At 70.9% G+C, this 24,181-nt stretch carries 20 protein-coding genes; 8 read left to right on the forward strand and 12 right to left on the reverse strand.

All coding sequences use genetic code 11. The features are described from left to right. The first annotated feature begins 128 nt into the window (after positions 1 to 128). From ACZ5PB_RS03290 to ACZ5PB_RS03305, 4 genes are read left to right on the forward strand one after another with little or no spacing between them, the layout of a single operon-like run. On the forward strand, positions 129 to 1,241 hold the full coding sequence (locus tag ACZ5PB_RS03290) for an aliphatic sulfonate ABC transporter substrate-binding protein (protein WP_468687309.1): 1,113 nt from the start codon (positions 129 to 131) through the stop codon (positions 1,239 to 1,241). Positions 1,242 to 1,293: 52 nt separating this feature from the next. Then, entirely contained in the window at positions 1,294 to 2,109 is an 816-nt protein-coding gene (locus ACZ5PB_RS03295; RefSeq protein WP_468687311.1) for an ABC transporter ATP-binding protein, read from the forward strand. Further along, positions 2,096 to 3,058, forward strand: coding sequence for an ABC transporter permease (locus ACZ5PB_RS03300; RefSeq protein WP_468687313.1), 963 nt, complete (start codon positions 2,096 to 2,098; stop codon positions 3,056 to 3,058). The genes ACZ5PB_RS03295 and ACZ5PB_RS03300 overlap by 14 nt, the downstream gene beginning before the upstream one ends. A gap of 8 nt (positions 3,059 to 3,066) precedes the next feature. Next, positions 3,067 to 3,816 carry a sirohydrochlorin chelatase gene (locus ACZ5PB_RS03305; RefSeq protein WP_468687315.1) on the forward strand — a complete coding sequence of 250 codons (750 nt, stop codon included), beginning with the start codon at positions 3,067 to 3,069 and terminating at the stop codon, positions 3,814 to 3,816. Positions 3,817 to 3,844: 28 nt separating this feature from the next. Here the strand turns inward: ACZ5PB_RS03305 and ACZ5PB_RS03310 are convergent, their stop codons facing one another. From ACZ5PB_RS03310 to ACZ5PB_RS03345, 8 genes are all read right to left on the reverse strand, one after another. Further along, a complete protein-coding gene (locus ACZ5PB_RS03310) occupies positions 3,845 to 4,504 on the reverse strand; it encodes a DsbA family protein (RefSeq protein WP_468687318.1) in 660 nt (219 codons plus the stop codon). Between the two features lie 43 nt (positions 4,505 to 4,547). Continuing rightward, positions 4,548 to 5,591: a ketopantoate reductase family protein gene (locus ACZ5PB_RS03315; RefSeq protein ID WP_468687320.1), complete on the reverse strand. Its 1,044-nt coding sequence runs from the start codon at positions 5,589 to 5,591 to the stop codon at positions 4,548 to 4,550. A gap of 59 nt (positions 5,592 to 5,650) precedes the next feature. Continuing rightward, positions 5,651 to 6,220 carry a DUF1697 domain-containing protein gene (locus ACZ5PB_RS03320; RefSeq protein WP_468687322.1) on the reverse strand — a complete coding sequence of 190 codons (570 nt, stop codon included), beginning with the start codon at positions 6,218 to 6,220 and terminating at the stop codon, positions 5,651 to 5,653. A gap of 133 nt (positions 6,221 to 6,353) precedes the next feature. Further along, positions 6,354 to 7,538, reverse strand: coding sequence for a S8 family peptidase (locus ACZ5PB_RS03325; RefSeq protein WP_468687324.1), 1,185 nt, complete (start codon positions 7,536 to 7,538; stop codon positions 6,354 to 6,356). Between the two features lie 329 nt (positions 7,539 to 7,867). Continuing rightward, complete coding sequence (gene mgt, locus ACZ5PB_RS03330) at positions 7,868 to 9,085, reverse strand: macrolide-inactivating glycosyltransferase (protein WP_468687325.1); 1,218 nt, start codon at positions 9,083 to 9,085, stop codon at positions 7,868 to 7,870. Between the two features lie 59 nt (positions 9,086 to 9,144). After that, positions 9,145 to 10,452, reverse strand: a complete 1,308-nt coding sequence (locus tag ACZ5PB_RS03335; protein ID WP_468687327.1) for an ABC transporter substrate-binding protein — start codon at positions 10,450 to 10,452, stop codon at positions 9,145 to 9,147. Continuing rightward, a complete protein-coding gene (locus tag ACZ5PB_RS03340) occupies positions 10,452 to 11,291 on the reverse strand; it encodes a carbohydrate ABC transporter permease (protein WP_468687329.1) in 840 nt (279 codons plus the stop codon). Before ACZ5PB_RS03340 ends, ACZ5PB_RS03335 begins: the two co-directional genes overlap by 1 nt. Continuing rightward, complete coding sequence (locus ACZ5PB_RS03345) at positions 11,288 to 12,238, reverse strand: carbohydrate ABC transporter permease (RefSeq protein WP_468687331.1); 951 nt, start codon at positions 12,236 to 12,238, stop codon at positions 11,288 to 11,290. Before ACZ5PB_RS03345 ends, ACZ5PB_RS03340 begins: the two co-directional genes overlap by 4 nt. 209 nt (positions 12,239 to 12,447) lie before the next feature. Here ACZ5PB_RS03345 and ACZ5PB_RS03350 point away from each other — a divergent pair, with 209 nt between their 5' ends. Beyond that, positions 12,448 to 13,314 (forward strand): phosphotransferase enzyme family protein, encoded by an 867-nt coding sequence (locus ACZ5PB_RS03350; protein ID WP_468687333.1) that lies wholly within the window; start codon positions 12,448 to 12,450, stop codon positions 13,312 to 13,314. Positions 13,315 to 13,345: 31 nt separating this feature from the next. Here the strand turns inward: ACZ5PB_RS03350 and ACZ5PB_RS03355 are convergent, their stop codons facing one another. Continuing rightward, complete coding sequence (locus tag ACZ5PB_RS03355; RefSeq protein WP_468687335.1) at positions 13,346 to 14,086, reverse strand: exonuclease domain-containing protein; 741 nt, start codon at positions 14,084 to 14,086, stop codon at positions 13,346 to 13,348. A gap of 80 nt (positions 14,087 to 14,166) precedes the next feature. Further along, positions 14,167 to 15,411, reverse strand: coding sequence for an SAV2148 family HEPN domain-containing protein (locus tag ACZ5PB_RS03360; protein ID WP_468687337.1), 1,245 nt, complete (start codon positions 15,409 to 15,411; stop codon positions 14,167 to 14,169). 217 nt (positions 15,412 to 15,628) lie between these two features. Between ACZ5PB_RS03360 and glgX the strand changes: the two genes are divergently transcribed. Next, complete coding sequence (gene glgX, locus ACZ5PB_RS03365; protein ID WP_468687338.1) at positions 15,629 to 17,761, forward strand: glycogen debranching protein GlgX; 2,133 nt, start codon at positions 15,629 to 15,631, stop codon at positions 17,759 to 17,761. Here glgX and ACZ5PB_RS03370 read toward each other — a convergent pair. After that, the gene (locus tag ACZ5PB_RS03370; RefSeq protein WP_468687339.1) at positions 17,715 to 19,052 is read right to left on the reverse strand and encodes an MFS transporter; all 1,338 of its coding nucleotides are present in this window, start codon (positions 19,050 to 19,052) and stop codon (positions 17,715 to 17,717) included. The two genes, glgX and ACZ5PB_RS03370, sit on opposite strands and share 47 nt — an antisense overlap. Before the next feature lie 82 nt (positions 19,053 to 19,134). Here ACZ5PB_RS03370 and treY point away from each other — a divergent pair, with 82 nt between their 5' ends. Further along, positions 19,135 to 21,546, forward strand: coding sequence for a malto-oligosyltrehalose synthase (gene treY, locus ACZ5PB_RS03375; protein ID WP_468687341.1), 2,412 nt, complete (start codon positions 19,135 to 19,137; stop codon positions 21,544 to 21,546). A gap of 28 nt (positions 21,547 to 21,574) precedes the next feature. Here the strand turns inward: treY and ACZ5PB_RS03380 are convergent, their stop codons facing one another. Beyond that, entirely contained in the window at positions 21,575 to 22,498 is a 924-nt protein-coding gene (locus ACZ5PB_RS03380) for a LysR family transcriptional regulator (RefSeq protein ID WP_468687343.1), read from the reverse strand. A 102-nt stretch (positions 22,499 to 22,600) separates the two neighbouring features. On the opposite strand from ACZ5PB_RS03380, the gene lpdA reads away from it, so the two are divergent. Further along, a complete protein-coding gene (gene lpdA, locus ACZ5PB_RS03385; RefSeq protein ID WP_468687345.1) occupies positions 22,601 to 24,019 on the forward strand; it encodes a dihydrolipoyl dehydrogenase in 1,419 nt (472 codons plus the stop codon). Positions 24,020 to 24,181: the final 162 nt, after the last annotated feature.

Genomic DNA, 24,181 nt, shown 5'->3' on the forward strand with positions numbered 1-24,181 from the left:
GCGATGACGTACGCCCCCGGCCACCGATGCTCCTTTTCCCCGTGCTCCCCGTTTCCCCCGTACGCGCCGCGCCCGCCGCACCGGCAGCCGCGCGAGCCGCACAAGCGAAGACCTGAGGACCCATCACCATGACTGCCCGTCGCACCACCCTGCGCCGCTCACTGGCCGCCGTCGCCGCCCTGCCCCTGCTGGTCGGCGTGCTCGGCGCCTGCGGCTACGGATCCCAGGCCAAGAGCGAGGACAAGACCGCACCCGTCGCCAAGGGCGCGAAGACCGGCGGCCTCGACGAGGTGAAGATCGGCTACTTCGCCAACGTCACCCACGCCACCGCCCTGGCAGGCCTCCAGGAAGGCCTGTTCCAGAAGGAGTTGGGCGGTACGAGGATCAAGTCCCAGGTCTTCAACGCCGGCCCCTCCGAGATCGAGGCGCTGAACGCCGGTGCGATCGACATCGGCTGGATCGGCCCCTCCCCCTCCATCAACGGCTTCAGCAAGTCCAAGGGCCAGAACCTCCGTATCGTCGGCGGCTCCGCGTCCGGCGGGGTCTCCCTGGTCGTCAACGGCGACAAGATCAAGTCCCTGAACGACCTCAAGGGCAAGCGCATCGCCACCCCGCAGCTCGGCAACACCCAGGACGTGGCGCTCCTCAACTACCTCTCCGAGAAGGGCCACAAGGTCGACGCGGCCACCGGAAAGGGCGACGTCACCGTTCTGCGGCAGGACAACAAGGAGATCCCGAACTCCTTCAAGTCCGGTGCCATCGACGGTGCTTGGGTCCCGGAGCCGACCGCTGCCCGGCTGGTCGACGCGGGCGGCAAGGTGCTGCTCGACGAGAAGAAGCTGTGGAAGGACGAGAAGTTCGTCATCACGAACATCATCGTCTCGCAGAAGTTCCTCAAGGAGCACCCGGACGTCGTCGAGGCCGTACTGCGCGGCTCGGTCAACACCAACGCGTGGATCAAGGCCAACCCGGACAAGGCCAAGGCCAGCGTCAACGCCAAGCTGAAGGCGGACTCCGGCAAGGAGCTGCCCGCGAAGGTACTCGACCGGGCGTTCAAGAACGTCGAGGTGATCGACGACCCGCTGGCCTCCACCCTGCGCGACGAGGCCCAGCACGCGGTGAAGGCCGGTCTGCTCAAGGAGCCGCTGCTGGACGGCATCTACGACCTGCGTCCGCTGAACAAGGTCCTCAAGGCGGCGGGCAAGCCGGCCGTCGACGATGCGGGTCTCGGCGTCAAGTAAGCCCCGCACCACCGCAGTTCGTCACCGCAGCAACCCCCAGGAGGTGAGACCCATGGCCACCGCACTCGCCAAGCAGGACGTACCGGCAGCCGCTGTCCCGGTCACCGGCGGAGCGTCGTCGTACGCCGCGCGCATCGACCACGTCTCGAAGTCGTTCGGCAGGCCCGGCGCGGGCGGACAGCTCGTACTGGACGACATCACCCTCGATGTCGCGCCGGGTGAGTTCGTCACCCTCCTGGGAGCCTCCGGCTGCGGCAAGTCGACGCTGCTCAACCTGGTGGCCGGGCTCGACAAGCCGTCGAGCGGGGCCATCGACGTACCGGGCGGGCGCCCGGCGCTGATGTTCCAGGAGCATGCCCTGTTCCCGTGGCTGACCGCGGGCAAGAACATCGAGCTCGCGCTGAAGCTGCGCGGCGTGCCGAAGGCGGACCGCCGCCCGGAGGCGGAGCGGCTGCTGGAACTCGTACGGCTGAAGGGTGCGTACGGGAAGCGGGTGCACGAGCTCTCGGGCGGCATGCGCCAGCGCGTCGCGCTCGCCAGGGCGCTCGCGCAGGACAGCCAACTCCTCCTGATGGACGAGCCGTTCGCGGCACTGGACGCCATCACCCGGGACGTCCTGCACGAGGAACTGACCCGGATCTGGGCCGAGACGTCCGTCTCCGTCCTCTTCGTCACGCACAACGTGCGCGAGGCGGTACGGCTCGCGCAGCGCGTCGTGCTGCTGTCGTCCCGCCCGGGACGGGTGGCGCGCGAGTGGCAGGTCGACATCCCGCAACCGCGCCGCATCGAGGACCCCGCGGTGGCCGACCTGTCCGTAGAGATCACCGAACAGCTGCGTGGGGAGATCCGCCGACATGGCCAGCACTGAGACGACGACCACGGCCACCGAGGCGACCGGGCCGGGCGGGTCGGCCGAAAAGGCCGGGAAGGCCGCCGGCGAAGACACTTCGGGCGGCACCACCGGCCTGGCCGGGCTCGAAGCGGGCCTCGACGCCCTGGAGTCGGGTCCGGCGCGCGAGCGCGTCGGTCTGGGCCGGATCGTCCTCGCCAAGGTCGTCCCGCCGCTCGTCGCCGTCGTCCTCGTCCTGACGGTCTGGCAGCTCGCGGCGGCCTCCGACCTCAAGCCGGACTACGTCCTGCCGGGTCCGCTCGACGTGTGGAAGGCCGTCGAGACGATGTGGCTCGACGGCACCCTGCTGGGCTACATCTGGACCAGCATCTCGCGCGGCGCCCTCGGCTTCGTGGTCGCCGTCGCCATCGGTACGCCGCTGGGGCTGCTGGTGGCCCGGGTGAAGGTGGTGCGGGCGGCGATCGGCCCGATCCTCTCCGGCCTCCAGTCGCTGCCCTCCGTCGCCTGGGTGCCGGCCGCGATCATCTGGTTCGGCCTGACCGACGCGACGATCTACGCGGTGGTGCTGCTGGGCGCGGTCCCCTCGATCGCGAACGGCCTGGTCTCCGGCGTCGACCAGATCCCGCCGCTCTACCTGCGGGCGGGCCGCACCCTCGGTGCGCGTGGCCTCGACAGTGTCCGCCACGTTCTGCTCCCGGCCGCGCTGCCGGGCTATCTGGCCGGACTCAAGCAGGGCTGGGCGTTCTCCTGGCGGTCCCTGATGGCGGCCGAGCTGATCGCCAACTCGCCGGACCTGGGCACCGGACTCGGCCAGCTGATGGAAAACTTCCGCATCAACAGCGACATGTCCGGCGTGCTCGCCACGATCATCCTCATCCTGATCGTCGGCATCGGCATCGACCTGCTGTTCTTCTCTCCCCTGGAGCGTCGCGTGCTGCGCAGCCGCGGCCTCCTCGTCAGGAGCTGATCCCCCTCATGTACGACTCCTCCGGCCCCGTCCTCCTGCTCATCGCCCACGGCAGCCGCGACCCCCGCCACGCGGCGACCGTACGGGCGCTGGCCGCGCGGGTGCGCGAGCAGCGGCCGGGGACCCGGGTGGAGGTGTCCTTCCTGGACTTCGACTCCCCTTCCGTACCGGACGAGCTGGACCGCCTGGACGCCGAGGGGGTGCGCGAGGTCGTCGCGCTGCCGCTCCTGCTCACCCGCGCCTTCCACGCCAAGTCGGACATCCCGGCCGTGCTGCGGGAGGCCGGGGCCAGGCACCCCCGGCTGCACGTCACCCGTGCGGACGTACTGGGCCCGTCCCCGCTCCTCCTGTCCGCCGTGGAGCGGCGGCTGTACGAGGCCGGGCTGCGGCCCACCGACAAGAGCTCGACCGGGGTCGTCCTTGCCTCGGCGGGCTCCACCGACCCGGAGGCGATCGCAGTGATCGCTGAAATCGCGCGGGAGCTGCGGCACACCGGCTGGTGTGCCGTGCGGCCTGCGTTCGCCTCCGCGGCACTGCCCCGTACGGAGGACGTCGTACGGGAACTGAGGGCGACGGGGGTGCGGCGGGTGGCCGTGGCCCCGTACGTCCTGGCCCCCGGCCGGCTGCCGGACCGGATCGCGCGGGGCGCGGCCGGGGCGGACGTACTGGCCGGGGTGCTGGGCGCCTCGTGGGAACTGGCGCGGCTGGTGCTGCACCGGTACGAGGAGGCGGGGGCGCGGGTGCCGGTGGCGGCGTAGTCCCGGGGCGGCGCGGGCTGCCTCAGCCTCAGCTGAAGTCGAGCTTGCCCGCGCGGGTGCGCTTCAGCTCGAAGAACCCCTGGTGGTTGGCCATCACCCGGAAGCTGTCGAAGAGCCGTGCGGCCTCCTCGCCCCGGGGGATCGACTGGAGTACGGGGCCGAACCACACGGTTCCGTCGACGTGGATGGTCGGCGTGCCGACGTAGCCGTCCGCTTCCGGGTCGAAGCCCGCCCGGTGGCTGCGGCGTACCGCTTCGTCGTACTCGGCGGAGTGCGCGGCGTCCGCCAGCCGGGCAGGCAGGCCCAGTTCCGCGAGCGACTGCGCGATCACCTCGTCGAAGTCCTTGTTCTTCTCCTGGTGGATGCGCGTGCCGAAGGCGGTGTAGAGGTCGCGCAGGACGGCGTCCTCGGCGCCTTCCGCCGCGCCCTCCCCCGCGCCTGCCCCCGCTCGCTCCGCCGCCTGCTCGGCGGCTGCGACGGCAACCCGTACGGGGCCGATCGACTTGTCGACCAGTTCCCGGTACCAGTCGGGCAGTTCGTTGCCCTCGTTGTGCAGGTAGAGGCTCATCGGGCGGAACCGGAGCAGGATGTCGCGGTGCTTCTCGACCTCCAGCATCCAGCGGGAGGTGATCCAGGCGAAGGGGCACGCGGGGTCGAAGTAGAAGTCCACCGAGGTCGTTGTCGTCATGACTGCGACCCTAGGCATGGAGCGGCCCGGAATCCCGGTCCATTCAGCCCGCGTCCCGCTGGGCCATTTCGGCTGCTCGCTCTTCCGCCGCCGCTACGTGGGCCGCCACTTCCTCCGCAGGCATCGAGCCCGCCGCCCGCCGTTCCCTGGCGAAGTCGTTCGCGAGTCGCAGCAGTACCTCGTTCACCGGTGTCGGCACCCGGTGCTCCCTGCCGAGCAGGACGATCTCGCCGTTCAGGTGGTCGGCCTCGATGCTGCCGGTGCCGCGTACCAGGCTCTGCCAGGACGAGCCGCCGCCCGGCTCCTTGCCGTCGAGCTTGACCATGGCGATCCGGCCGCCCCTGGCCGCCTCCTCCTCGGCGTCGCTCGCCACGGCGATGCCCGCTGCCGTCAGTGCTTCCCTGCCTTCCGCCAGCGCACGGGCCACCAGGGAGCGGCCCGCCGGGGACTGGAGGCCGTCCGTGCCGGACACCGCGTTCAGGGAGTTGACGAGGTTGTGCAGCAGCTTGGCGTACTTCCAGCGCATCGGGTCGGGCACCACCGGTGCCAGGAAGCACGACTTCTCCAGGTCGGCGGCTATCGCGCGGGCCGTGTCGTCGGCGCCCTCGGGGTAACGGCCGAGGTGCAGGATGCCGGTCACCGGGTCTCCGGCCGCCGACACCGCGCCGTCCTCGACGAAGGTGGCCGGGAGGTAGACGCACATCGCGTACACCCGGCGGAAGCGGCGCAGGGCGAGGCGCTCGTTCTCGACCCCGTTCTGGGCGCAGACCACGGGCAGCAGTTCACCCGCGGTGCCCCCGCCGGCGACCGGCCGTCCGCTCCACGCGTCGAGTGCGGCGATGCTGTCCTGGGTCTTGACCGCCAGGACGAGTACGTCGTCGGGGCGGAGGCCGACGTCCTCGGGCCCGGCCGCGCAGGGGAGCCGCAGGGTGCGCGTCCCCTCCGGGGTGGTGAGCCGCAGGCCGGTGTCGCGCAGTGCCGCGAGGTGGCTGCCGCGCGCCACGAGGACCACTTCGTGGCCGTTCTCGGCCAGGCGTCCGCCGATGGTGCCGCCCACCGCACCGGCGCCGATGACGATGTACCGCATGTGTCCCCCTGGCTGGTCGCTTGTCGTCCGACGATCATGCCCGAGGGAGTGCGGGCCCGTCACGGGGCGGTGAGGGCGATCATTTTCACCACGGTGTTCCAGTTGCGGCTGGTGGCGGTCAGGCCCTTGTTGAGGGCGGGTTTGGCGAGGGCTTCGCCGAGTTTGGAGCGGCCGAGGCCGTTCGGGGCGTAGAGATAGACGACCCGCTCGCCGAGGGCGAATTCCTCGGGGAGGTAAGCCGCCCTGTCCAGTGCGGCGAATCGGTCCGGGTCCAGGGGTGCGGCGTAGAAAGTCGCGTGGAGTTGTCTGCCCTCCAGTTCGGCGGCCGGGAAGGGGCAGGCGTCGGCCACCGCGCTCAGGTATGCGTGGTCGCGGACCAGGATCGGGACCTTGAGGCCGAAGTGCTTCTCGACGGCGGTTTCGAGGTCGCGGGCGAGGTCGTCCTCGGAGGCGGCGGCGTCCGCGCCGAAGACGGCGTTGCCGCTGTTGAGATAGGTGACTACGTCTGTATGACCCAACTCGTCGAGCACGGTGCGGAGTTCGGCCATCGGCACTTTGGCGCCGCCCACATTGACGCCGCGCAGCAGGGCTGCGTACTTCTTCGTCGTCGTCCCGGTCCTGTTCGTCATGCCTCGACGATAGATCCCGGGACTGACAATCGGCCGCCGTGCTCCGTGGGGGGAGAGCACGGCGGCCGAGTTGTCGGTTCTTCGGTTCCTCGGTTCCTCGGTGTTGAGGTTCCTCAGATGGTGCTGCCGGTGGCTACTCGACGACCTTGAGGAGCTTGTTCGGCGTTCCCGCGGACGGGTTGGTGATCTTGTCCGGGGTGGCGCCAGCGGTCAGGGCCTCGCCGACCTGGGCCGGGGTGGCGTCCTTGTGGCCGGCCAGGTAGACGGCTGCCGCGCCGACCACGTGCGGCGTTGCCATCGACGTACCGGAGATGGACTTGGTGCCGGTGTCGCTGTCGTTCCACGCCGAGGTGATGTCCGAGCCGGGGGCGTAGATGTCCACGACCGAGCCGAAGTTGGAGAAGTCCGACTGGCTGTCGTCGTTGACCGACGAGGCGACCGTGATGGCCTCCGGGACGCGGGCCGGGGAGGAGTCCTTGGCGTCGCTGGCGTCGTTTCCGGCGGCCACGCCGAAGGTGACTCCGGAGGCGATGGCCTTCTGGACAGCTTCGTCGAGGACCGGGTCGACACCGCCACCGAGGCTCATGTTGGCGACGGAGGGGCCCTTGTGGTTCTTGGTGACCCAGTCGATGCCCGCGACGACCTGCTCGGTGGTGCCGGAGCCAGAGTCGTCGAGGACGCGGACGGCGACGATCTTCGCCTTCTTGGCGACGCCGTGGGCCTCGCCCGCGATGGTGCCGGCGACGTGGGTGCCGTGGCCGTTGCCGTCGTCGGCGTTGTCGTCGTTGTCGATGGCATCGAAGCCGGAGACCGCGCGGCCGCCGAAGTCCTTGTGGGTGATCCGGACGCCGGTGTCGATGACGTACGCGGTGACGCCCTCGCCGGCGCTGTCGGGGTAGGTGTACTTCTTGTCCCCGGCGGTGTCGGCCTGGTCGATGCGGTCGATGCCCCACGACGGCGGGTTGTCCTGAGTGGCGTCGGCGGTGAACTTCTTGTTCTGCACGACCTTGGAGACGGCCGGGTCGGCGGCCAGCCGCTTGGCCTCGGTCTCGGTGAGGCCAGAGGCGGAGAAGCCGTTGATGGCGGCGTTGTAGTTGCGCTTCAGTTCGCCGCCGTAGTTCTTGGCGAGGGCCTGCTTGTCCGCCTTCTGGTCGAGCGTCACGATGTAGCTGCCCGCTACCGCGCCTTCGGCGTTCGCACCGTAGATGATGCCTTCGGCCGGGGCCGCACCAGCCGTGGGGGCGGTGAGGGCGGTCATGCCTGCCACGGCGGCAACGGTGGTTATCGCCGCGATCAGCTTGGTCTTGTGTATGGCCATGAAGAGGAGACTCCTCGCCATTCTTTTGTGGGGGGAAAATGTGGGGGTACCCCCCAAGGACCGGAAGTCCTCCGGGGGTTGGGTCGAAACACTGGCGGATTGACGGCGTCAGATCAAGACCTCCATACGGCCGTAATCCATTAAACAAAAATCCGTAATCAAAAATGGGGACAGCGCGGGCCGAGTCGGACAGATTGCCGACTGGGCTTACTTTGAAGTCAGTTCACCTCTTCACAAAAAGCCCGGCCCTTGCGAATATCGCAAGGGCCGGGCTCCTTCACTTCTTCTCTTCATCTCCTCAATTGCGGATGGATTATGGCGTGCTTCCTTTAGGGGAGTTCCGCCTCAATGAGGTCGGCGGCCCGCTGGGTGCCGCCCTCCGCCGCCATCTCGCGCGCGATCTCCTGGAGCCTGCGTGCCACTTCGGGGTCCGAGGTGAGGTCGAGCGCGGTGCTGCGCAGGAGTTCGGCGGTGGCGTCCTCGGTGTCGATGCGCTTGGCCACGCCCAGCCCCTGGAGCATGTCGGCGTTACCGAACTGGTCGACGGCCTGCGGGACCGCGATCATCGGCGTGGCGGTGGCCAGCCCCTCCTGACTGCCGCCTGCACCGGCGTGCGTGATGAACAGGTCGGCCTGCTTGAGGATGCTCAACTGCGGTGCCCAGTGCGTGACTTCGACGTTGGCCGGAATCTCGCCGAGCTCGGACTCCTGGACGAACTTGCCGATCTGGAGCACCAGGTGCCAGCCGGGCAGCTCCCCGAAGGCCTTCAGGCACTCGCGGTAGAAGGCGGGCTGCTTGGTGAACGACGAGCCGAGCGAGACCAGGGCGACCTTCTGCGCGTCGGACGGGCGGTGCCACTCCCCCTGGTCCGCGCGCTCGCCCTGGCAGGCGCCGACGAAGGTGTGGATGCTCTCGTCGACCCGCTCCGCGTTCGGCTGGAGGGCCCTGGGGATGAGGACGAGGGAGCGGGTGGGGGCGATGAACTGGAAGAAGTCGTCCGCGGGCATGTCGTTCTCCCGCAGCCAGTCGCCGAAGCGGGTCATGTACGCCTGCCCCCGCTCGGTCTCCAGGAGGCTTGCGTACATCGGGGCCATGACCTCCTCCTCGTACCCCTTCCAGGCGACCATGTTCGGCGACAGGGAGATCGCGGGGACGCCCCAGCGGTGGGCGAGGATCGGGGCCGGGTAGCCGGTGATGTCGTGGATGACGAGGTCGGGCTCGTCGCCCTCGAAGGCCTCGATCAGCTGCGGCAGTGCGTGGATGCCGTTCTCCAGGAACGGTTCGAGGTTGTCGATGAGTTCGGTGCCCCAGACCTCCGGGTCGGCGTTCTCGTCCGGCAGGGTCGAGGTGTAGATCACCGGCCGGGCGCCGGTGGCGGCGATCTTGTCGGCGTACGGGGCGGGGATCGCGTAGCTCACCCGGTGACCCCGCGCGACCAGCTCCCGTACGACTTCGAGGCTCGGATTGACGTGGCCGGGGAAGGCGACGGAGAACATGGCGATATGGGCGGCGGCGCGGGGTGTGCCCGTGCGGGGCGTGGCAGTCATGCGCACACCGTAGGCGAGACGAGACGTCTCGTGCAAGCGATTTTCCGTACGGGTCCTCCTCAGCGCTGGTAGCGGGCGAGCACCAAGTTGCCGTCCTTCTCCAGGCGTTGGCGCAGCGCCGCCTCGTCGATGGCTCCGCTGTAGTACTCCTGGTACGCGGGCGTGGCGACCTTGTCCTTCCACTCCGGGTAGCCGCGCACCTCCTGTGCGGGGGCCGCCCGCAGGTGTGCGGCGAGGGCGGTGCCGGTGGCCCAGCCGTCCTTCTCGGCGTGCAGCGCCGGGTCCTTGAGGGCCTCGGTGCCGGTCGGCAGCATCCAGTCGCCCTTGGCGAGGCGCACCATGTTCGCCGGCCGCAGGAAGAAGTCGATGAACTCGACCGCCTCCTTCTTGTACGGGCTGTCCTCGGCCACCGACAGCGTCTGCGGGCTGACGCCCTGGGCGAGCCAGTCGCGGCCCGCCGGGGCGGGCAGCACGGTCCACTCGAAGCCCTCGGGTGCCTGCTCGTTGATCTGCTGGCGGTAGGAGAAGCCGAGCGGGACCATCGCGTACTTGCCGCCGAAGAACCCGGGCAGGGTGTCGGAGCCGCCCATGCCGAGGGTGGCGGAGGAGGCGGAGCGGTCGGTGTTGACCTGGTCGTGGACGGTGCCGGGCACGACCGCGTCGCCCTCGGTGAAGCGGACCTGGAACTTCCCGTCGTCGCCCTTGTGGAACAGCTCGCCGCCCGCCGTCAGCCCCAGGTTGAGGGTGGCGGAGACCGGCTCCTTCAGCGGCCAGGCGACGCCGTACTTCTTGTCGCCCATGTCGGCGGTCAGCTTCTTGGTGACCTGCCGGAACTCCTGCCAGGTCCACGGCTTCGCGGGCGTGGGGATCCGTACGCCCGACGTCCTGAGCAGCTTGGCGTTGGCGATCAGGACGCGCGGCTCCTGGAGGAAGGGGACGCCGTACACCTTCTCGTCGAAGGTCGCGGTCTGCCAGCTCCGCTGCGGGACGTCCTTCTTCAGCCGGGCGAGGGGTCCCGTCAGGTAGGGGGTGAGGTCGGCGAGGTCGCCGCCGTAGGAGAAGTCGGCGAGGTCGTCGGAGGCGTCGTGGATGATGTCGGGCGCCTCGCCGCCCTCGAAGGAGGTGAGGAGCTGGTCGTGGACGTTGTCCCAGCTGCCCTGGACGTACTCGATGCGGACCTTGGGGTGGGCCGCGTTCCACTCCTTCACCAGCTGCTTGTTGATGTCGACGGACTCCTTCTGCCAGGCCAGCGACTGGAAGCGGAGCGTGATCACGCCGTCCTTGTCGGGGCCCCGGTCGGTGGCCGCGCAGCCGGAGAGGAGCAGGACCCCGCAGAGGGCCGCCGGAAGCCAGGGCGTGGTGCGCATCAGCTCTTCACCGCCCCGGCCAGCATGCCGCCGGTGATCCGCTTCTGGATGACCGAGAAGATCACCAGGGAGGGCAGGGTGGCGAGGAAGGCGGCTGCGGCCAGCGGGCCGAGGTCGGCGACGCCCTCGGTACCGATGAAGTGCGTCAGGATGACCGGCAAGGTCTGCTTCTCCGGGGACTTGAGCAGGACGAGCGCGAAGAAGAACTCGTTCCATGCGGTGATGAACGCGAACAGCGCGGTGGCGACGAGACCGGGTGCGAGCAGCGGTGCGGTGACCGAGACGAGGGTACGGAGCTTGCTCGCGCCGTCGACGGCGGCGGCCTCCTCCAGCTCGTGGGGGACCGCGCGGACGTACCCGACGAGCATCCACAGCGCGAAGGGCAGCGACCAGACGACGTACACCATGATCAGGCCGGGCAGCGAGTTGATCAGGTGCAGGTTCTTCAGGATCAGGAACAGCGGAATAATCACCAGGACGAACGGGAACGCCTGGCTGACCACGACCCAGCCGGTCGCTGCGCGGGTCAGCCGGGAGCGGTGGCGGGCCATCACGAACGCCATCGGGGTGGCGATGAGGACGGCGATCAGGGCGGCGGCCAGGGCGGCGACCAGACTGTTGAGGGCGGCCTGGAGCAGCGGCTGTTCCTCGAAGGCCTGCCGGTAGTTGTCGAGGCTCGGGTCCTTGGGGATCCAGGTCGGGTGCAGATCACCGAGCTCGCGCGGGGACTTGAACGACGTGGAGATCAGCCACAGGAACGGGAACGCGAGGAAGACCAGGTACGCGAGGAGCGCGAGGTACTGTCCGGCGCGTGCGGGTCTGCTGGTACGGAGGCTCAACTGTCCTCGCCTCCCTTGAGCCGGCCCACCAGGAACACGGCGAGCAGTACGGAGATGACCGCGACCATCACACAGCCCATCGCGGCGGCGTATCCGAACTGGCCGTACCGGAAGGCCTCTTCGTACGCGAAGAGCATCGGCAGCCGGGTCCGGCCGCCGGGTCCGCCGCTGGTCAGGACGTAGACCAGGGCGAAGGAGTTGAAGTTCCAGATGAAGTTGAGCGCGGTGATGGAGAGCGCGATGGGCTTGAGGGCGGGCCAGGTGACGGTACGGAACCGGCGCCAGGCCCCCGCACCGTCGAGGGCGGCGGCCTCGTGCAGTTCGTGCGGGGTGTTCTGGAGTCCGGCGAGCAGGGCGACGGTGGTCTGCGGCATGCCGGCCCAGATGCCGACGAGGATCACGGCGGGCAGGGCGGTGGCCAGGCCGGTCAGCCAGTCGCGGCCTTCGCCGAGGCCCAGGTTGCGCAGCGTTTCGTTGAGGATGCCCGCGTCGGGGTTGTAGACCAGGCGCCACATGATGCCGACGACGACCTCGGGCATGGCCCACGGGACGATCGCCAGGGCGCGTGCCAGCCAGCGGAAGCGGAGGTTCTGGTTGAGCAGCAGGGCAAGGCCCATGGCCAGCAGGAACTGGGGAACGGTGACACCGACCGCCCACAGCAGGCCGATCCGGAACGAGTCCCAGAAGAGGGTGTCGTGCAGCAGGTCCTGGAAGTTGAGGGCGCCGATCCACTGGGTGGGGGCGGTGCGGCCGGACTGGGAGTCGGTGAAGGCGAGGGCGATGCCGTAAAGCAGAGGGCCGACGCTGAGGATGAGGATGGGGATGAGGGCGGGCAGCACCAGGAACCAGGTGCCGAAGTCGGTCCCTCGTCCCTCCTTCCGCCCTGCCGGTCTCCCTGCTGGTCGGCCGGGTCTCCCCGACTGCCCCTTTTCAGTAGCCAATGACACGAATTCGGCTCCTTAGGGCAGTTCAGGCTGCTTGTACCGGTCTGGCCGCCCGGGCGGCCTCCGTCATCGTGCTGACGCCCCGTCTGTTCGTCAAGCCAATCGGCACGTCTGCCTGCACGGATGCGAGACTTTGACGGATTCACCACCCGTTCCCCGACAATCCGGGACCACCGGCATCCGGGGCCCATGCCATAACGGAGAGCACGACGATGGACGAGACGCGCGCACGCGAGGTGCTGGAGGCGACCGGGCTTGCCGCCGGGGCGAAGCTGCTGTCCCTGGGCGAGAACGCGGTGTTCGCCGTGACGGGCCCGGACGGTTCCTTCGTCGCGAAGGTGGGACGGGACTCCCCCGATCTGGCGGCCCGCGCGGAGCGCGAACTGGCCGTCGGGGAGTGGCTGGCCACGGCCGGAATTCCCGCGGTGCGTCCGGCCGCGTCGAAGCCCTGGCTGGTGGACGGCCACCCGGTGACCCTCTGGCACAAGCTGCCCGAGGCGGTCCGGCCCTCCGAGCCGCGTGATGTGGCCGCGCTCCTGAACCTGGTGCACGCCCTGCCGGCCCCGCCGTTCGCCCTGCCGCCGCGCGAACTCCTGGACGGGGTCGAGCGCTGGCTGCGGCTGGCCGGTGACGCGATCGACGCCGAGGACGCGGTGTACCTGCGCGGGCGCCGGGACGGCTTCGCCACGGCGGCCGCCGCCCTGAACCCGCACCTCACGCCCGGGCCGATCCACGGCGACGCGCTCCCCCGCAACGTCCTGGTCGGCCCCGAGGGTCCGGTCCTCGTCGACCTGGAGACCTTCTCCTTCGACTTCCGCGAGCACGACCTGGTGGTCATGGCTCTTTCCCGGGACCGCTACGGCCTGCCGGCCGAGGCGTACGACGCGTTCGTCACCACCTATGGCTGGGACGTCCGCGAGTGGGACGGCTGCACGGTGCTGCGCGGCGCCCGCGAGACGGCGAGCTGTGCCTGGGTCGCCCAGCACGCGCCGACCAACCCGAAGGCGCTCGCCGAGTTCCGGCGCCGGGTGACCTCGCTCAGGGAGAACGACCCCAAGGTCCGCTGGTACCCGTTCTGACCCTGCTGCCGGGACTTCGCTGCCGCCCGGGTCAGTTCGTGGTGGAGACCGGGGCCGGGGCCCGCAGGGGCCAGGTCGGGTCGATCACCGCATCCGGAGTGCCCTTTTTGCGCAGGAAGTCCTGGAAGCCGATCGCCCAGTCCGCGTACCACCGCACCTGCTCCTGGTGGAGGTCGGCCAGCGGGAGGGCGGCGATCGAAGGGTGCCGCTCCGCTATCGCCAGGGCCACCCGGACCGCCGCCAGCGCGTCCGCCGACGCCTCGTGCGCCCCGTCCAGCACCACCCCGTACTCCACGCACACCGCTTCCAGCGTGCGCTTGCCGCGCCGGTAGCGGTCCACCGCCCGGTCGATGGTGAGCGGGTCCACGACGGGGCCGATCCCCCCGTCACCCGTCAGCGCGGCCATCCGGTCCCCCAGTGCGGGCAGACCGTGTCTGGCCAGTTCGGCCGAGAGGAGCGTCAGGTCGAAGGCGGCGTTGTACGCGACCACCGGAACGCCGCGCGCCCAGTTCTCCACCAGCAGCCCGGCCACCTCGTCGGCGACCTCCCCCGCCGGCCGCCCCTCCGCCGTCGCCCGCTCGGTGCTGATCCCGTGTATCGCCGAGGCCTGGGCCGGAATCCGTACCCCCGGATCGGCCAGCCACAGCCGCTGACCGGTCACGGCCCCGCCCCGCACCTCGACCACCGCCGCGGTCACGATGCGCGACTCCAGCGGCTCCGTGCCCGTGGTCTCCAGGTCGAAGCCGATCAGCGATTCCCCGTGCCATCCCATGTCCTGGGCCTCCTTCGATGTGCTCCCCCAACGGAGAACCACCCTCGCACGCAGCACTGACAATCCGGCCACGAAGATCGTCAGGAGACCGGCCGGGAGTCCGTCCAGACCGCCTCGAACTCCTCGCGGTACGTCTCGAACAGGCCGTGCTCGGTGTCCTGTCCGTGCCGCACCACCCCGTCGCGGCCGCCCCGCCCGCCGCCGCGCAGCACCAGCACCGGTGCCTCCATGCCGCGTGCCCTGCGCAGGTACGACTGGACGACGGCCAGCCCGCCGGGGCCGTCGCCGTCGACGAGGTACGCGGTGAAGCGCGGCGTCTCGTCGAAGACCTGGATCTGGAAGGCGCCGGGGTCGCGGAGACTGGCCCGCACCCGCCGCATGTGGAGGATGTTCATCTCCACCGAGCGGCTCAACTCGCCCTTTTTCAGGCCGAGTTCCCGCTCCCGCCGTTTGACGGAGCTGCTCGCCGGGTTGAGGAAGAGCAGCCGCACCCGGCAGCCCGCCTCGGCGAGCCTGACCAGCCGCCGCCCGGAGAAGTTCTGCACCAGCAGGTTGAGGCCTATGCCGATCGCGTCGACCCTGCGCGCCCCGCCGAAGAGGTCCTCGGCGGGCAGCTGCCGCTGGAGCCTCACCCGGTCGGGGTGGACCGAGACCACGTCCGCGTACCGGTCGCCGACCAGGTCCTCGACCGCGTCCACCGGCAGCCGGTCGGCGGCCGGGGCGCCGGAGCCCGCGCCGAGGATCTCCAGGAGGCGGGCGGACGCCCGCTCCGCCTGGGCGAGCACGGTCACCGACAGGGCCCTGTTCCTGGAGACGACGTTGCGGGTGACCTCCAGCTCGTCCAGGGCGAGTTCGACGTCCCTGCGGTCGTCGTAGTACGGCTCGAAGCACGGCCAGTGCTGCACCATCAGCTCGCGCAGCTGCGGCAGCGTGAGGAAGCTGAGGATGTTGTCGTCGGCGGGGTCGAGCAGATAGCCCTTGCGGCGGCTGACCTCGCGGACTGCGACGGCGCGCTGCACCCACTCCTGTCCGGCGGGACCCGCCGCGGCCACCACCCACTCCTCGCCGTGCACCGGTTCGTACACCGGGCGCAGGACGGCGGCGACGACGGCGCGCATCCGCTGCTCGACCAGGTTGAGCCAGATGTAGGCACGGCCGGCCCGCTGGGCGCGCGTACGCACCTCGCTCCAGGCGTCCGTGTCCCAGTCCAGTTCCGCGCCGATCTCCACCGGCCGCGCGAGCGAGACCGTACCGGGCGGGATGTCGCCCGAGCCCCCCTCGTGACCCGTGTCACCTGGGGGTAGCTCCAGCCCTCCCGAGCTCACCCACGCACCGCCTTCTGAACGCTTTTCCGACCATCGTCAACGATCAAGGAAGGGTACTCCGCATGGGGTGGCGGGTGCAGCCGTTCCCCGAGACGGCGGGGAGAAAGCGCCACAAGGCGCCCCAAGGCCGGAACAGCAGGCCGCCCGGCCCGCATTGAGGGAGGATTCCGGGGAAGATCTGACGCTACGGCGCCCACCGAGTGGAAGAGTCGACCGCATGCAGATCTGGCCCGGAGAGGCTTACCCCCTGGGCGCCGCGTACAACGGCGCCGGCACCAACTTCGCGGTGTTCTCGGAGTCCGCGGACCGCATCGAGCTGTGCCTGCTGCAGGACGACGGCTCGGAGATGGCGGTGGAACTGCGCGAGAGCGACGCGTTCGTACGGCACGCCTTTCTGCCCGGCGTCATGCCGGGCCAGCGCTACGGCTACCGGGTGCACGGCGCGTACGAGCCGTCCCAGGGGTTACGGTCCAACTCCGCCAAACTGCTCCTGGACCCGTACGCCAAGGCCATCAGCGGCGAGATCGAGTGGGGCGAGTCGGTGTACGGCTACCACTTCGGCAAGCCGGACTCCCGCAACGACCAGGACTCCGCGCCGCACACCATGACCTCGGTGGTGATCAACCCGTACTTCGACTGGGGCGACGACCGCCCGCCGCGCACCGAGTACCACCAGACGATCCTGTACGAGGCGCACGTCAAGGGCCTCACCATGCTGCACCCGGAGCTCCCCGACGAGCTGCGCGGTTCGTACGCGGCGCTCGCCCATCCGGCGATCATCGACCACCTGGTGGAACTGGGCGTCACCGCGCTGGAGTTGATGCCGGTGCACCAGTTCGTCAACGACCACCGGCTGGTCGACGCCGGGAAGCGCAACTACTGGGGCTACAACACCATCGGCTTCTTCGCCCCCCACAACACCTATGCCTCCTGGGGCGACCGGGGCGAGCAGGTGCTGGAGTTCAAGACGGCGGTCAAGGCGCTGCACGAGGCGGGCATCGAGGTCATCCTCGACGTGGTCTACAACCACACGGCGGAGGGCAATCACCTGGGGCCGACGCTGTCGTTCCGGGGGCTGGACAACCAGTCGTACTACCGCCTCACCGACGACCCGAAGTACTACATGGACACCACCGGCACCGGCAACTCGCTGCTGATGCGTTCCCCGCACGTCCTCCAGATGATCATGGACTCGCTGCGGTACTGGGTGACCGAGATGCATGTGGACGGCTTCCGCTTCGACCTGGCGGCGACGCTGGCCAGGCAGTTCCACGAGGTGGACCGGCTGTCGTCGTTCTTCGACCTGGTGCAGCAGGACCCGGTGGTGAGCCGGGTGAAGCTGATCGCGGAGCCGTGGGACGTCGGCGAGGGCGGCTACCAGGTGGGGAACTTCCCCCCGCTCTGGACGGAGTGGAACGGCAAGTACAGGGACACCGTGCGCGACATGTGGCGGGGCGAGCCGCAGACGATAGCGGAGTTCGCCGGGCGGCTGACCGGGTCCTCCGACCTCTACCAGGACGACGGGCGGCGCCCGCTCGCCTCCATCAACTTCACCACCTGCCACGACGGTTTCACGCTGCACGACCTGGTCGCGTACAACGAGAAGCACAACAGCGCCAACGGCGAGGGCAACCGGGACGGCGAGAGCCACAACCGGTCGTGGAACTGCGGCGCCGAAGGGGTCACCGAGGACCACGCCGTCCTGACCCTGCGGGACCGTCAGATGCGCAACTTCGTGGCCACCCTGATGCTGTCGCAGGGCGTGCCGATGCTCAGCCACGGGGACGAGTTCGCGCGCACGCAGCACGGCAACAACAACGCCTACTGCCAGGACAACGAGCTGTCCTGGGTGCCGTGGCCGCGCCCCGACGCGGACGGCAGCCCACCGCAGGACGGCACACTGCTGTCCTTCACGCGCGCGATGGTGGCACTGCGCCGCGAGCACCCGGTCTTCCGGCGCCGCCGCTTCTTCCACGGCCGTCCGGTGCGCGGTACGCAGGACGAGCTCTCGGACATCGCGTGGTTCACGCCGGAGGGCGACGAGATGGCCCAGGAGGACTGGGAGGCGGCGCACGCCAAGGCGCTGACGGTGTTCCTGAACGGGGCGGCGATTTCGGAGCCGGGGCCGCGCGGGGAGCGGATCACCGACGATTCGTTCCTGCTGATGTTCAACGCGAGTGCCGAGACGCTGGACTTCATGGTTCCCGCGGACCACGGGGTGCGGTGGCAGGTCGTGGTGGACACCGCGCGCGAGGACGGCGTACCGCCGGGGACCGGTGCCAAGCACGACGCCGGTGAGCACGTCACGCTGATCGGCCGGAGCCTGACGGTCCTTCAGCGTCCTGCTTGACGGGAGCCGCGCCGGGGCCGGTTCCGGGAGTCGTGTGTACGGTGCGTCCGCGCGCGGCCCGGGGGCGCACCGCCCAGGCGAGGCCCGCGCACAGGACGGCCGCGCCGATCGCGACGGCGAAGGCGGCGGGCGGGCCGCTGGTCTCGGCGAGCCGCCCGGAGAGCGCGAGGGCCAGTGCCTGGCCGCCGACGACACCGCTCATCAGGAAGGCCATCGACTCGGCGAGCCGGTTCGCGGGGACCACCCGTTCGGTGAGGCCGAAGATCGTGATCATGTGCGGGGCGTACGCGACGCCGAGCACGACCACGACGACGTACAGCGCCCACAGACTGCCCACGAAGAGCAGCGGTACGGACAGCACGACGAGGGCGGCGGTGGCCATCCGCCAGCGCGTGGAGAGGCCGATCCGGGCGGGTACGGCCGCCATCGAGAAGCCCGCGACGGCGCTCATCACGCCCATGGCGGCGTAGACGAGTCCGGCCTGTTCCGGCATGCCCAGGTCCTCGGTGAGGGCGGTGATGCCCGCCTGGGAGGCGCCGAACATGGCGCCCTGGAGGGCCATCGCGGTGCGCAGCGCGTAGACGGAGCCGGGCAGCCTCGTACGTTCGGCGGAGGCGGTGCGCGCGGCGGGGCGTAGCAGGGCTGCCGTCGGATGGAGGGCGAACCACGTACCGCATACGGCGAGGAGTCCCGCGGCGGCGAGCAGGGCGGCGGCCGGGTGCGCGACGGCCACGGCGAGGCCGACGAGGGCGGGGCCGAGGACGAAGGTGACCTCGTCCAGGGTGCCCTCGAAGGACAGGACCGTGCCGATGAGCCGTTCGTCGGCGTTCTTCCGGCGGGCCAGCGCCAGGGTGCGGGTGCGCGACATCGGGCCGATCTGCGGTACGGAGGCGCCCGCGACGACGGCGATCAGCGCGAGCGGCAGGGTCTCGGTGCGGGCGAGGGCGGCGAGGACCAGGGCGGTCACCGCGAGGGCGTTGACGAGGGTCGCGCCGAGCACCACGACGCGCTGTCCGCGCCGGTCGGCGGCCCGGCCGAGCAGGGGGCCGCCGACGGTCTGTCCGGCCGCGAGCGCGCCGCCCACGAGTCCCGCGGTGGCGAGGCTGCCGCTGGTCTCGGCGACCAGGAGCAGGGTGCCGAGCTGGCACATGGCGAGCGGCAGCCGGCCCAGGAAGGAGACGAGGGGCAGTACGGGTCCGGTGAGTGCTATCGCTTCCCGGTAGCTCTGCCGGTAGGTACTGAGTGCTCCTGAACTGCCTTTGCCGTTCCGTACCTTGTTGTCTCCAGCCATTGGGCGAAATTAGCTCAGGCGTACGCACGTAGGTGCATGGGTCGATGACACAGAAGCCCCGAATGCGGGTACGTAGGTTCGCATGACGCCCACCTCCACCTACCGCCTCCAGCTGCAGCCCTCCTTCCCGTTCGCGGCCGCCGCGACGGCGGTGCCGTACCTGGCCGCCCTCGGGGTGTCGCACCTGCACCTGTCGCCCGTCCTGGAAGCCGTGCCGGGTTCGGCGCACGGCTACGACGTGGTGGACCACGCGCGCGTGCGCGAGGAGCTGGGCGGCGAGGAGGGACTGCGGGCGCTCGCCCGCACGGCCCGGGAGCACGGCCTCGGCCTGGTCCTGGACATCGTGCCCAACCACATGGCCGTCCCCTCGCCCGAGCACCTCAATGGCCCGCTGTGGGAGGTGCTCCGGGACGGTCCGGCCTCCCGTTACGCGCGCTGGTTCGACGTGGACTGGGCGGCGGGCGACGGCAGGATGATGCTGCCGGTGCTCGGCGGACGGCTCGGCGACGAGCTGGCTCACCTGTCCGTCGAGGACGGCGTGCTCCGCTACTTCGACCACGCCTTCCCGCTGCGCGAGGGCACCGAGAAGCTGCCGCTGCCGGAGCTGCTGGACGCCCAGTGGTACCGCCCGGCCTGGTGGCGGCTGGCCCGCACCGAGCTCAACTACCGGCGCTTCTTCACCATTTCGGACCTGATCGGGGTGCGGGTGGAGGATCCGGAGGTGTTCGCCGCCACCCACGCGAAGATCCTGGAGCTGGTGCGGGACGGCGTGGCGGAGGGGCTGCGGATCGACCACCCGGACGGGCTCGCCGCGCCCGGGGACTACCTGCGACGGCTGGCGGAGGCGGTGGAGGGGGCCGGCTCCGGGCGGACCGTGTGGACCGTGGTGGAGAAGATACTCACGGGGCAGGAGCGGCTGCCCGCCGACTGGCCGGTGGCGGGCACCACGGGCTACGACGCGCTGCACAGGATCGACGGACTGTTCCACGACCCCACCGGAGCCGACGAACTCACCGAGTTCTACCGCGTGTTCGCCGATCCGCCCGGCGACAGGGGCGGCTACTGGGCGGCCACCGCGCGCCGGGCCGCGTACCGCATCCTCACCCACGAACTGGCCGCCGAGACCGGCTTCCTGGTGCGCGCCGCCGGACGGATCTGCGCGGCCGACCCCGCCCTGCGCGACCACGCCCCGTGGGCCCTGCGCACCGCGCTGCGCGAGCTGCTCGTCCGGATGCCGGTGTACCGCCCGTACGTGGCGGCGGGCGGGCCCACCCCCGAGGAGGCGGAGGCGACGCTGCCGCCCGAGGCGGTCCGGGAGGCGAAGGCGGTGTTCTCCGTGCCGGAGGAGGCCGAAGCGGTGGACGTCGTACGGGAGCTGGCGCTCGGGCGGCTGGGGACGGGGGACGACCACCAGGCGTTCTGCGCACGGTTCGCGCAGACCTCGTCGGCGCTGCGGGCCAAGTCCGTCGAGGACACGGCGTTCTACCGGTACGCCCCGCTGCTGTCGGCGGCCGAGGTGGGTGGTGCCCCGGGGCGGCCCGCCGTCCCGCCCGACGAGTTCCACGCCTTCTGCGCACGGATCGCCCGGGACTGGCCGGCTACCGGGACCGTACTGTCCACGCACGACACCAAGCGCAGTGCGGACGTACGGGCGCGGCTCGCGGTGCTGACCGAGTGCCCGCAGCGGTGGGCGGGCCTCCTGGAACGGGTGGCGGGCACGGCCGCCGCGCCGGATCCGCACGCGGCGTGGGTGGCCTGGCAGACCGCCGTGGCATTGCCGGAGGCGGGGGCGGAGCGGCTGGTTCCGGCACTGCTGAAGGCGGCGCGGGAGGCGGGGCTGCACACCAGCTGGACGGAGCAGGACACGGCGTACGAGCAGGCGCTGGAGGGCTTCGTACGGTCGGGCCCCTGCGGGGCGGCATCCTACGAACTGGTGGTGTTCCAGCGGGAGTTGGCACCTTTTGTGCGGGCGAACGTGCTGGGCGGCGTACTGGTACAGCTGACGATGCCGGGGGTGCCGGAGCTGTACCAGGGGACGGAGCGGGAGTCCCTGGCGTTGGTGGATCCGGACAACCGGGGGGTGGTGGGATTCGATCCCGCGGAGCTCGCCCGGGTGCGGGAGGAGCCGACGGGGCCCAGGGGCCTTTCGGACGAGAAGCTGGCTCTCACCTCGGCGGTGCTGCGGTTGCGGCGGGAGCGGCCGGAGGTGTTCGGCGAGACGGGGACGTACGCACCGCTGGCCGTACGGGGCCCTGCGGCGCGTCACTGTGTGGCGTTCGTGCGGGGCGGGGAGGCCGTGACGGTGGTGACCCGGCTGTCGCTGCGGCTGGCGGAGGCGGGGGGCTGGCAGTCCACGGTGGTGGAGCTGCCGGAGGGGCGTTGGGTGGAGTGGGCGGGGGCGGGGCGGGAGTTCGAGGGGGCGGTGCTGTTGCGGAGGTTGCTCGGGGAACGGCCGGTGGGGCTGCTGGTGCGGGCGGAACCTGTTCCTGGCTAGACGACTCGGCGGCTGGACGGCTGGGCGGCTAGACGGCGCCGCACGCTTCCTCGTGGCGGGCGCCCAGCCCTCCCAGGGAGGACGAGCGGTGCAGCAGGTCCGTGAAGCGGGCGGCAGCGCCGGTGAGTTCCACCCGGGAGTAGACCGTGAGGGCGCGGCTCCAGGGCGGGTCCACCGACAGGACCACGCAGTCCTCGCCCACCGCGCCCCGTACGACATGGGCGGGGGCGGTCGCCACGCCCACACCGGCGGCGGCCATCCGGACGGCCGTGGAGGTGTGCTCGGTGCGGACCGCCGTACGCGGGACGAACCCGGCCCGTTCGCAGACCCAGTCGAGGAAGGCGCGCCCCTCGACCACGGCCTCCATCGCGCACCGCACCCAGTAATGCTCGGACAGTTCCTCCAGCCGTACCGTCGTACGGCCCGCCAGGGGGTCGTCGAAGGGGACGACGAGCACGATCTCCTCCTGCCCCACCCGCACCACGGGCCCCGGCCAGTGGGCGGGTTCGGGGCCCACGGCCAGGTCGGCGACACCGCGTTCGACGTGGTCCTCCAGGGCGTCGGTGGTGGCGTACTCGTGCAGGTGGAGGGCGACACCGGGGTGCTCGCGGCGCCAGCGGGCGAAGACGTCGGGGAGGATGCCGACGGCCACCGAGTGGAGGGCGGCGACGTGCAGTTCGCCGCCGTCCGCACCGGCCGCGGCCCGGGCCGCCCGGCCGGCCTGGACGGCGCTGCGGACGGCGCGTTCGGCGTGCGGGAGGTAGGCGCGGCCCATGACGGTGAGGCCGACGCCGCGCGGTCTGCGCTCCAGGAGCGGGCCGCCGACGGACTTCTCCAGGGCCTTGATCTGGTGCGAGAGGGCTGGCTGGGTGACGTGCAGGAGTTCGGCGGCCCGGGTGAAGGACTCCTCTTCGACGACGGTGAGGAAGTACTCCATCTGACGCAGGCTCATGACCGTCCGCTCCCCGTCGCTCATCGCTCATAAAGATCGTGCATCGCAGCCAGACAATTATTGCCTTGGACGCATCACCGCTGGTCGGCGGAGGGTGAAGCCATGAACAACAACGACGTGAGCAACGACGTGGACGTCATCGTGATCGGCGGCGGCACCGGCGGTTACAGCACCGCCCTGCGGGCCGCCGCCCTCGGCCTGACCGTGGTGCTGGCCGAGCGCGACAAGGTGGGCGGCACCTGCCTGCACCGGGGCTGCATCCCGTCCAAGGCGATGCTGCACGCCGCCGAACTCGTCGACGGCATCGCGGAGGCCCGGGAGCGCTGGGGCGTGAAGGCGACCCTCGACTCGGTCGACTGGCCTGCGCTGGTGGCAACCCGGGACGACATCGTTTCCCGCAACCACAAGGGCGTGGAGGGGCATCTGTCGCACGCGGGGGTGCGGGTGGTGCGTGGCAGTGCGGAGCTGACAGGGCCGCGTTCGGTACGGGTGGCCGGGCGGGGCGAGTTCACCGCGCGCCGGGGCATCGTGCTGGCCACCGGCTCGCGGCCGCGCACCCTGCCCGGTCTGGACCCGGACGGGCGGCGGGTCGTCACCAGCGACGACGCGCTCTTCGCTCCCGCGCTGCCCGCTTCCGTGCTGGTGCTGGGCGGCGGGGCGATCGGGGTCGAGTACGCCTCGTTCCACCGCTCGATGGGCGCCGAGGTGACCCTCGTGGAGGCGGCGGACCGGCTCGTACCGCTGGAGGACGCCGACGTGAGCCGGCATCTGACGCGCGGGCTGAAGAAGCGCGGTGTCGACGTGTGGACCGGGGCGCGGATGCTGGACGCGGAAGTGCTGGCGGACGGGGTACGGGCGACGGTGCGCACCGCGCGCGGCGAGACCCGTACCGTCGCGGCGGAACGGCTGCTCGTCGCCGTCGGCCGCGTCCCGGTGACCGACGGTCTCGGCCTGGCGGCGGCCGGACTGACCACCGACGAGCGGGGGTTCGTGGCCCCGGCCGACTGGGCGCGGCTGGAGACCCCGGTGCCCGGCATCCATGTGGTCGGGGACCTGCTGCCGCCGCCGTCCCTCGGACTGGCGCACGCCTCGTTCGCCGAAGGGCTCCTGGTGGCCGAGACCCTGGCCGGGCTCGCCCCGCAGCCCGTGGACTACGCGGCGGTGCCCCGGGTCACGTACTCCTCGCCGCAGACCGCCGCCGTCGGCCTGAGCGAGGCGGAGGCCCGCGCCCGTGACCTGGACGTGGTGGCGAACACCATGCCGCTGACCGCGGTCGCCAAGGGCATGGTGCACGGGCAGGGCGGCATGGTGAAGGTCGTCGCCGAGCGCGACGGCCGGGTCCTGGGCGTGCACCTGGTCGGCCCCCACGTCTCGGAGATGATCGCCGAGAGCCAGCTCATCGTCGGCTGGGACGCCGAACCCTCCGACGTCGCCCACCACATCCACGCCCACCCGACCCTGTCGGAGGCGGTGGGCGAGACGTTCCTGACCTTGGCGGGCCGGGGCCTGCACCAGCAGTAGGACCCTGATCCGCCCTTACGGAGACGGCGGAGGTGTACGGAGACGGCGGAGGGGGGGGGGGGGGGGGGGGGAGTGAACCCCAACCCCCACCCCCCGAAGGGTGTTGGTTACTAGGGCGGCGGGGTGTCCTAAGAGAGGTTGGAGTGATGTGGTGGGTTTGTT

The sequence above is a fragment of the Streptomyces sp. NPDC032721 genome (assembly GCF_055579625.1).

Bases quoted from the DNA above. Each gene is read 5' to 3' on its own strand.
- ACZ5PB_RS03290 (WP_468687309.1), top strand. From the start codon at position 129: ATGACTGCCCGTCGCACCACCCTGCGCCGCTCACTGGCCGCCGTCGCC.
- ACZ5PB_RS03295 (WP_468687311.1), top strand. From the start codon at position 1,294: ATGGCCACCGCACTCGCCAAGCAGGACGTACCGGCAGCCGCTGTCCCG.
- ACZ5PB_RS03300 (WP_468687313.1), top strand. From the start codon at position 2,096: ATGGCCAGCACTGAGACGACGACCACGGCCACCGAGGCGACCGGGCCG.
- ACZ5PB_RS03305 (WP_468687315.1), top strand. From the start codon at position 3,067: ATGTACGACTCCTCCGGCCCCGTCCTCCTGCTCATCGCCCACGGCAGC.
- ACZ5PB_RS03310 (WP_468687318.1), bottom strand. From the start codon at position 4,504: ATGACGACAACGACCTCGGTGGACTTCTACTTCGACCCCGCGTGCCCC.
- ACZ5PB_RS03315 (WP_468687320.1), bottom strand. From the start codon at position 5,591: ATGCGGTACATCGTCATCGGCGCCGGTGCGGTGGGCGGCACCATCGGC.
- ACZ5PB_RS03320 (WP_468687322.1), bottom strand. From the start codon at position 6,220: ATGACGAACAGGACCGGGACGACGACGAAGAAGTACGCAGCCCTGCTG.
- ACZ5PB_RS03325 (WP_468687324.1), bottom strand. From the start codon at position 7,538: ATGGCCATACACAAGACCAAGCTGATCGCGGCGATAACCACCGTTGCC.
- mgt (WP_468687325.1), bottom strand. From the start codon at position 9,085: ATGACTGCCACGCCCCGCACGGGCACACCCCGCGCCGCCGCCCATATC.
- ACZ5PB_RS03335 (WP_468687327.1), bottom strand. From the start codon at position 10,452: ATGCGCACCACGCCCTGGCTTCCGGCGGCCCTCTGCGGGGTCCTGCTC.
- ACZ5PB_RS03350 (WP_468687333.1), top strand. From the start codon at position 12,448: ATGGACGAGACGCGCGCACGCGAGGTGCTGGAGGCGACCGGGCTTGCC.
- ACZ5PB_RS03355 (WP_468687335.1), bottom strand. From the start codon at position 14,086: ATGGGATGGCACGGGGAATCGCTGATCGGCTTCGACCTGGAGACCACG.
- glgX (WP_468687338.1), top strand. From the start codon at position 15,629: ATGCAGATCTGGCCCGGAGAGGCTTACCCCCTGGGCGCCGCGTACAAC.
- ACZ5PB_RS03370 (WP_468687339.1), bottom strand. From the start codon at position 19,052: ATGGCTGGAGACAACAAGGTACGGAACGGCAAAGGCAGTTCAGGAGCA.
- treY (WP_468687341.1), top strand. From the start codon at position 19,135: ATGACGCCCACCTCCACCTACCGCCTCCAGCTGCAGCCCTCCTTCCCG.
- ACZ5PB_RS03380 (WP_468687343.1), bottom strand. From the start codon at position 22,498: ATGAGCCTGCGTCAGATGGAGTACTTCCTCACCGTCGTCGAAGAGGAG.
- lpdA (WP_468687345.1), top strand. From the start codon at position 22,601: ATGAACAACAACGACGTGAGCAACGACGTGGACGTCATCGTGATCGGC.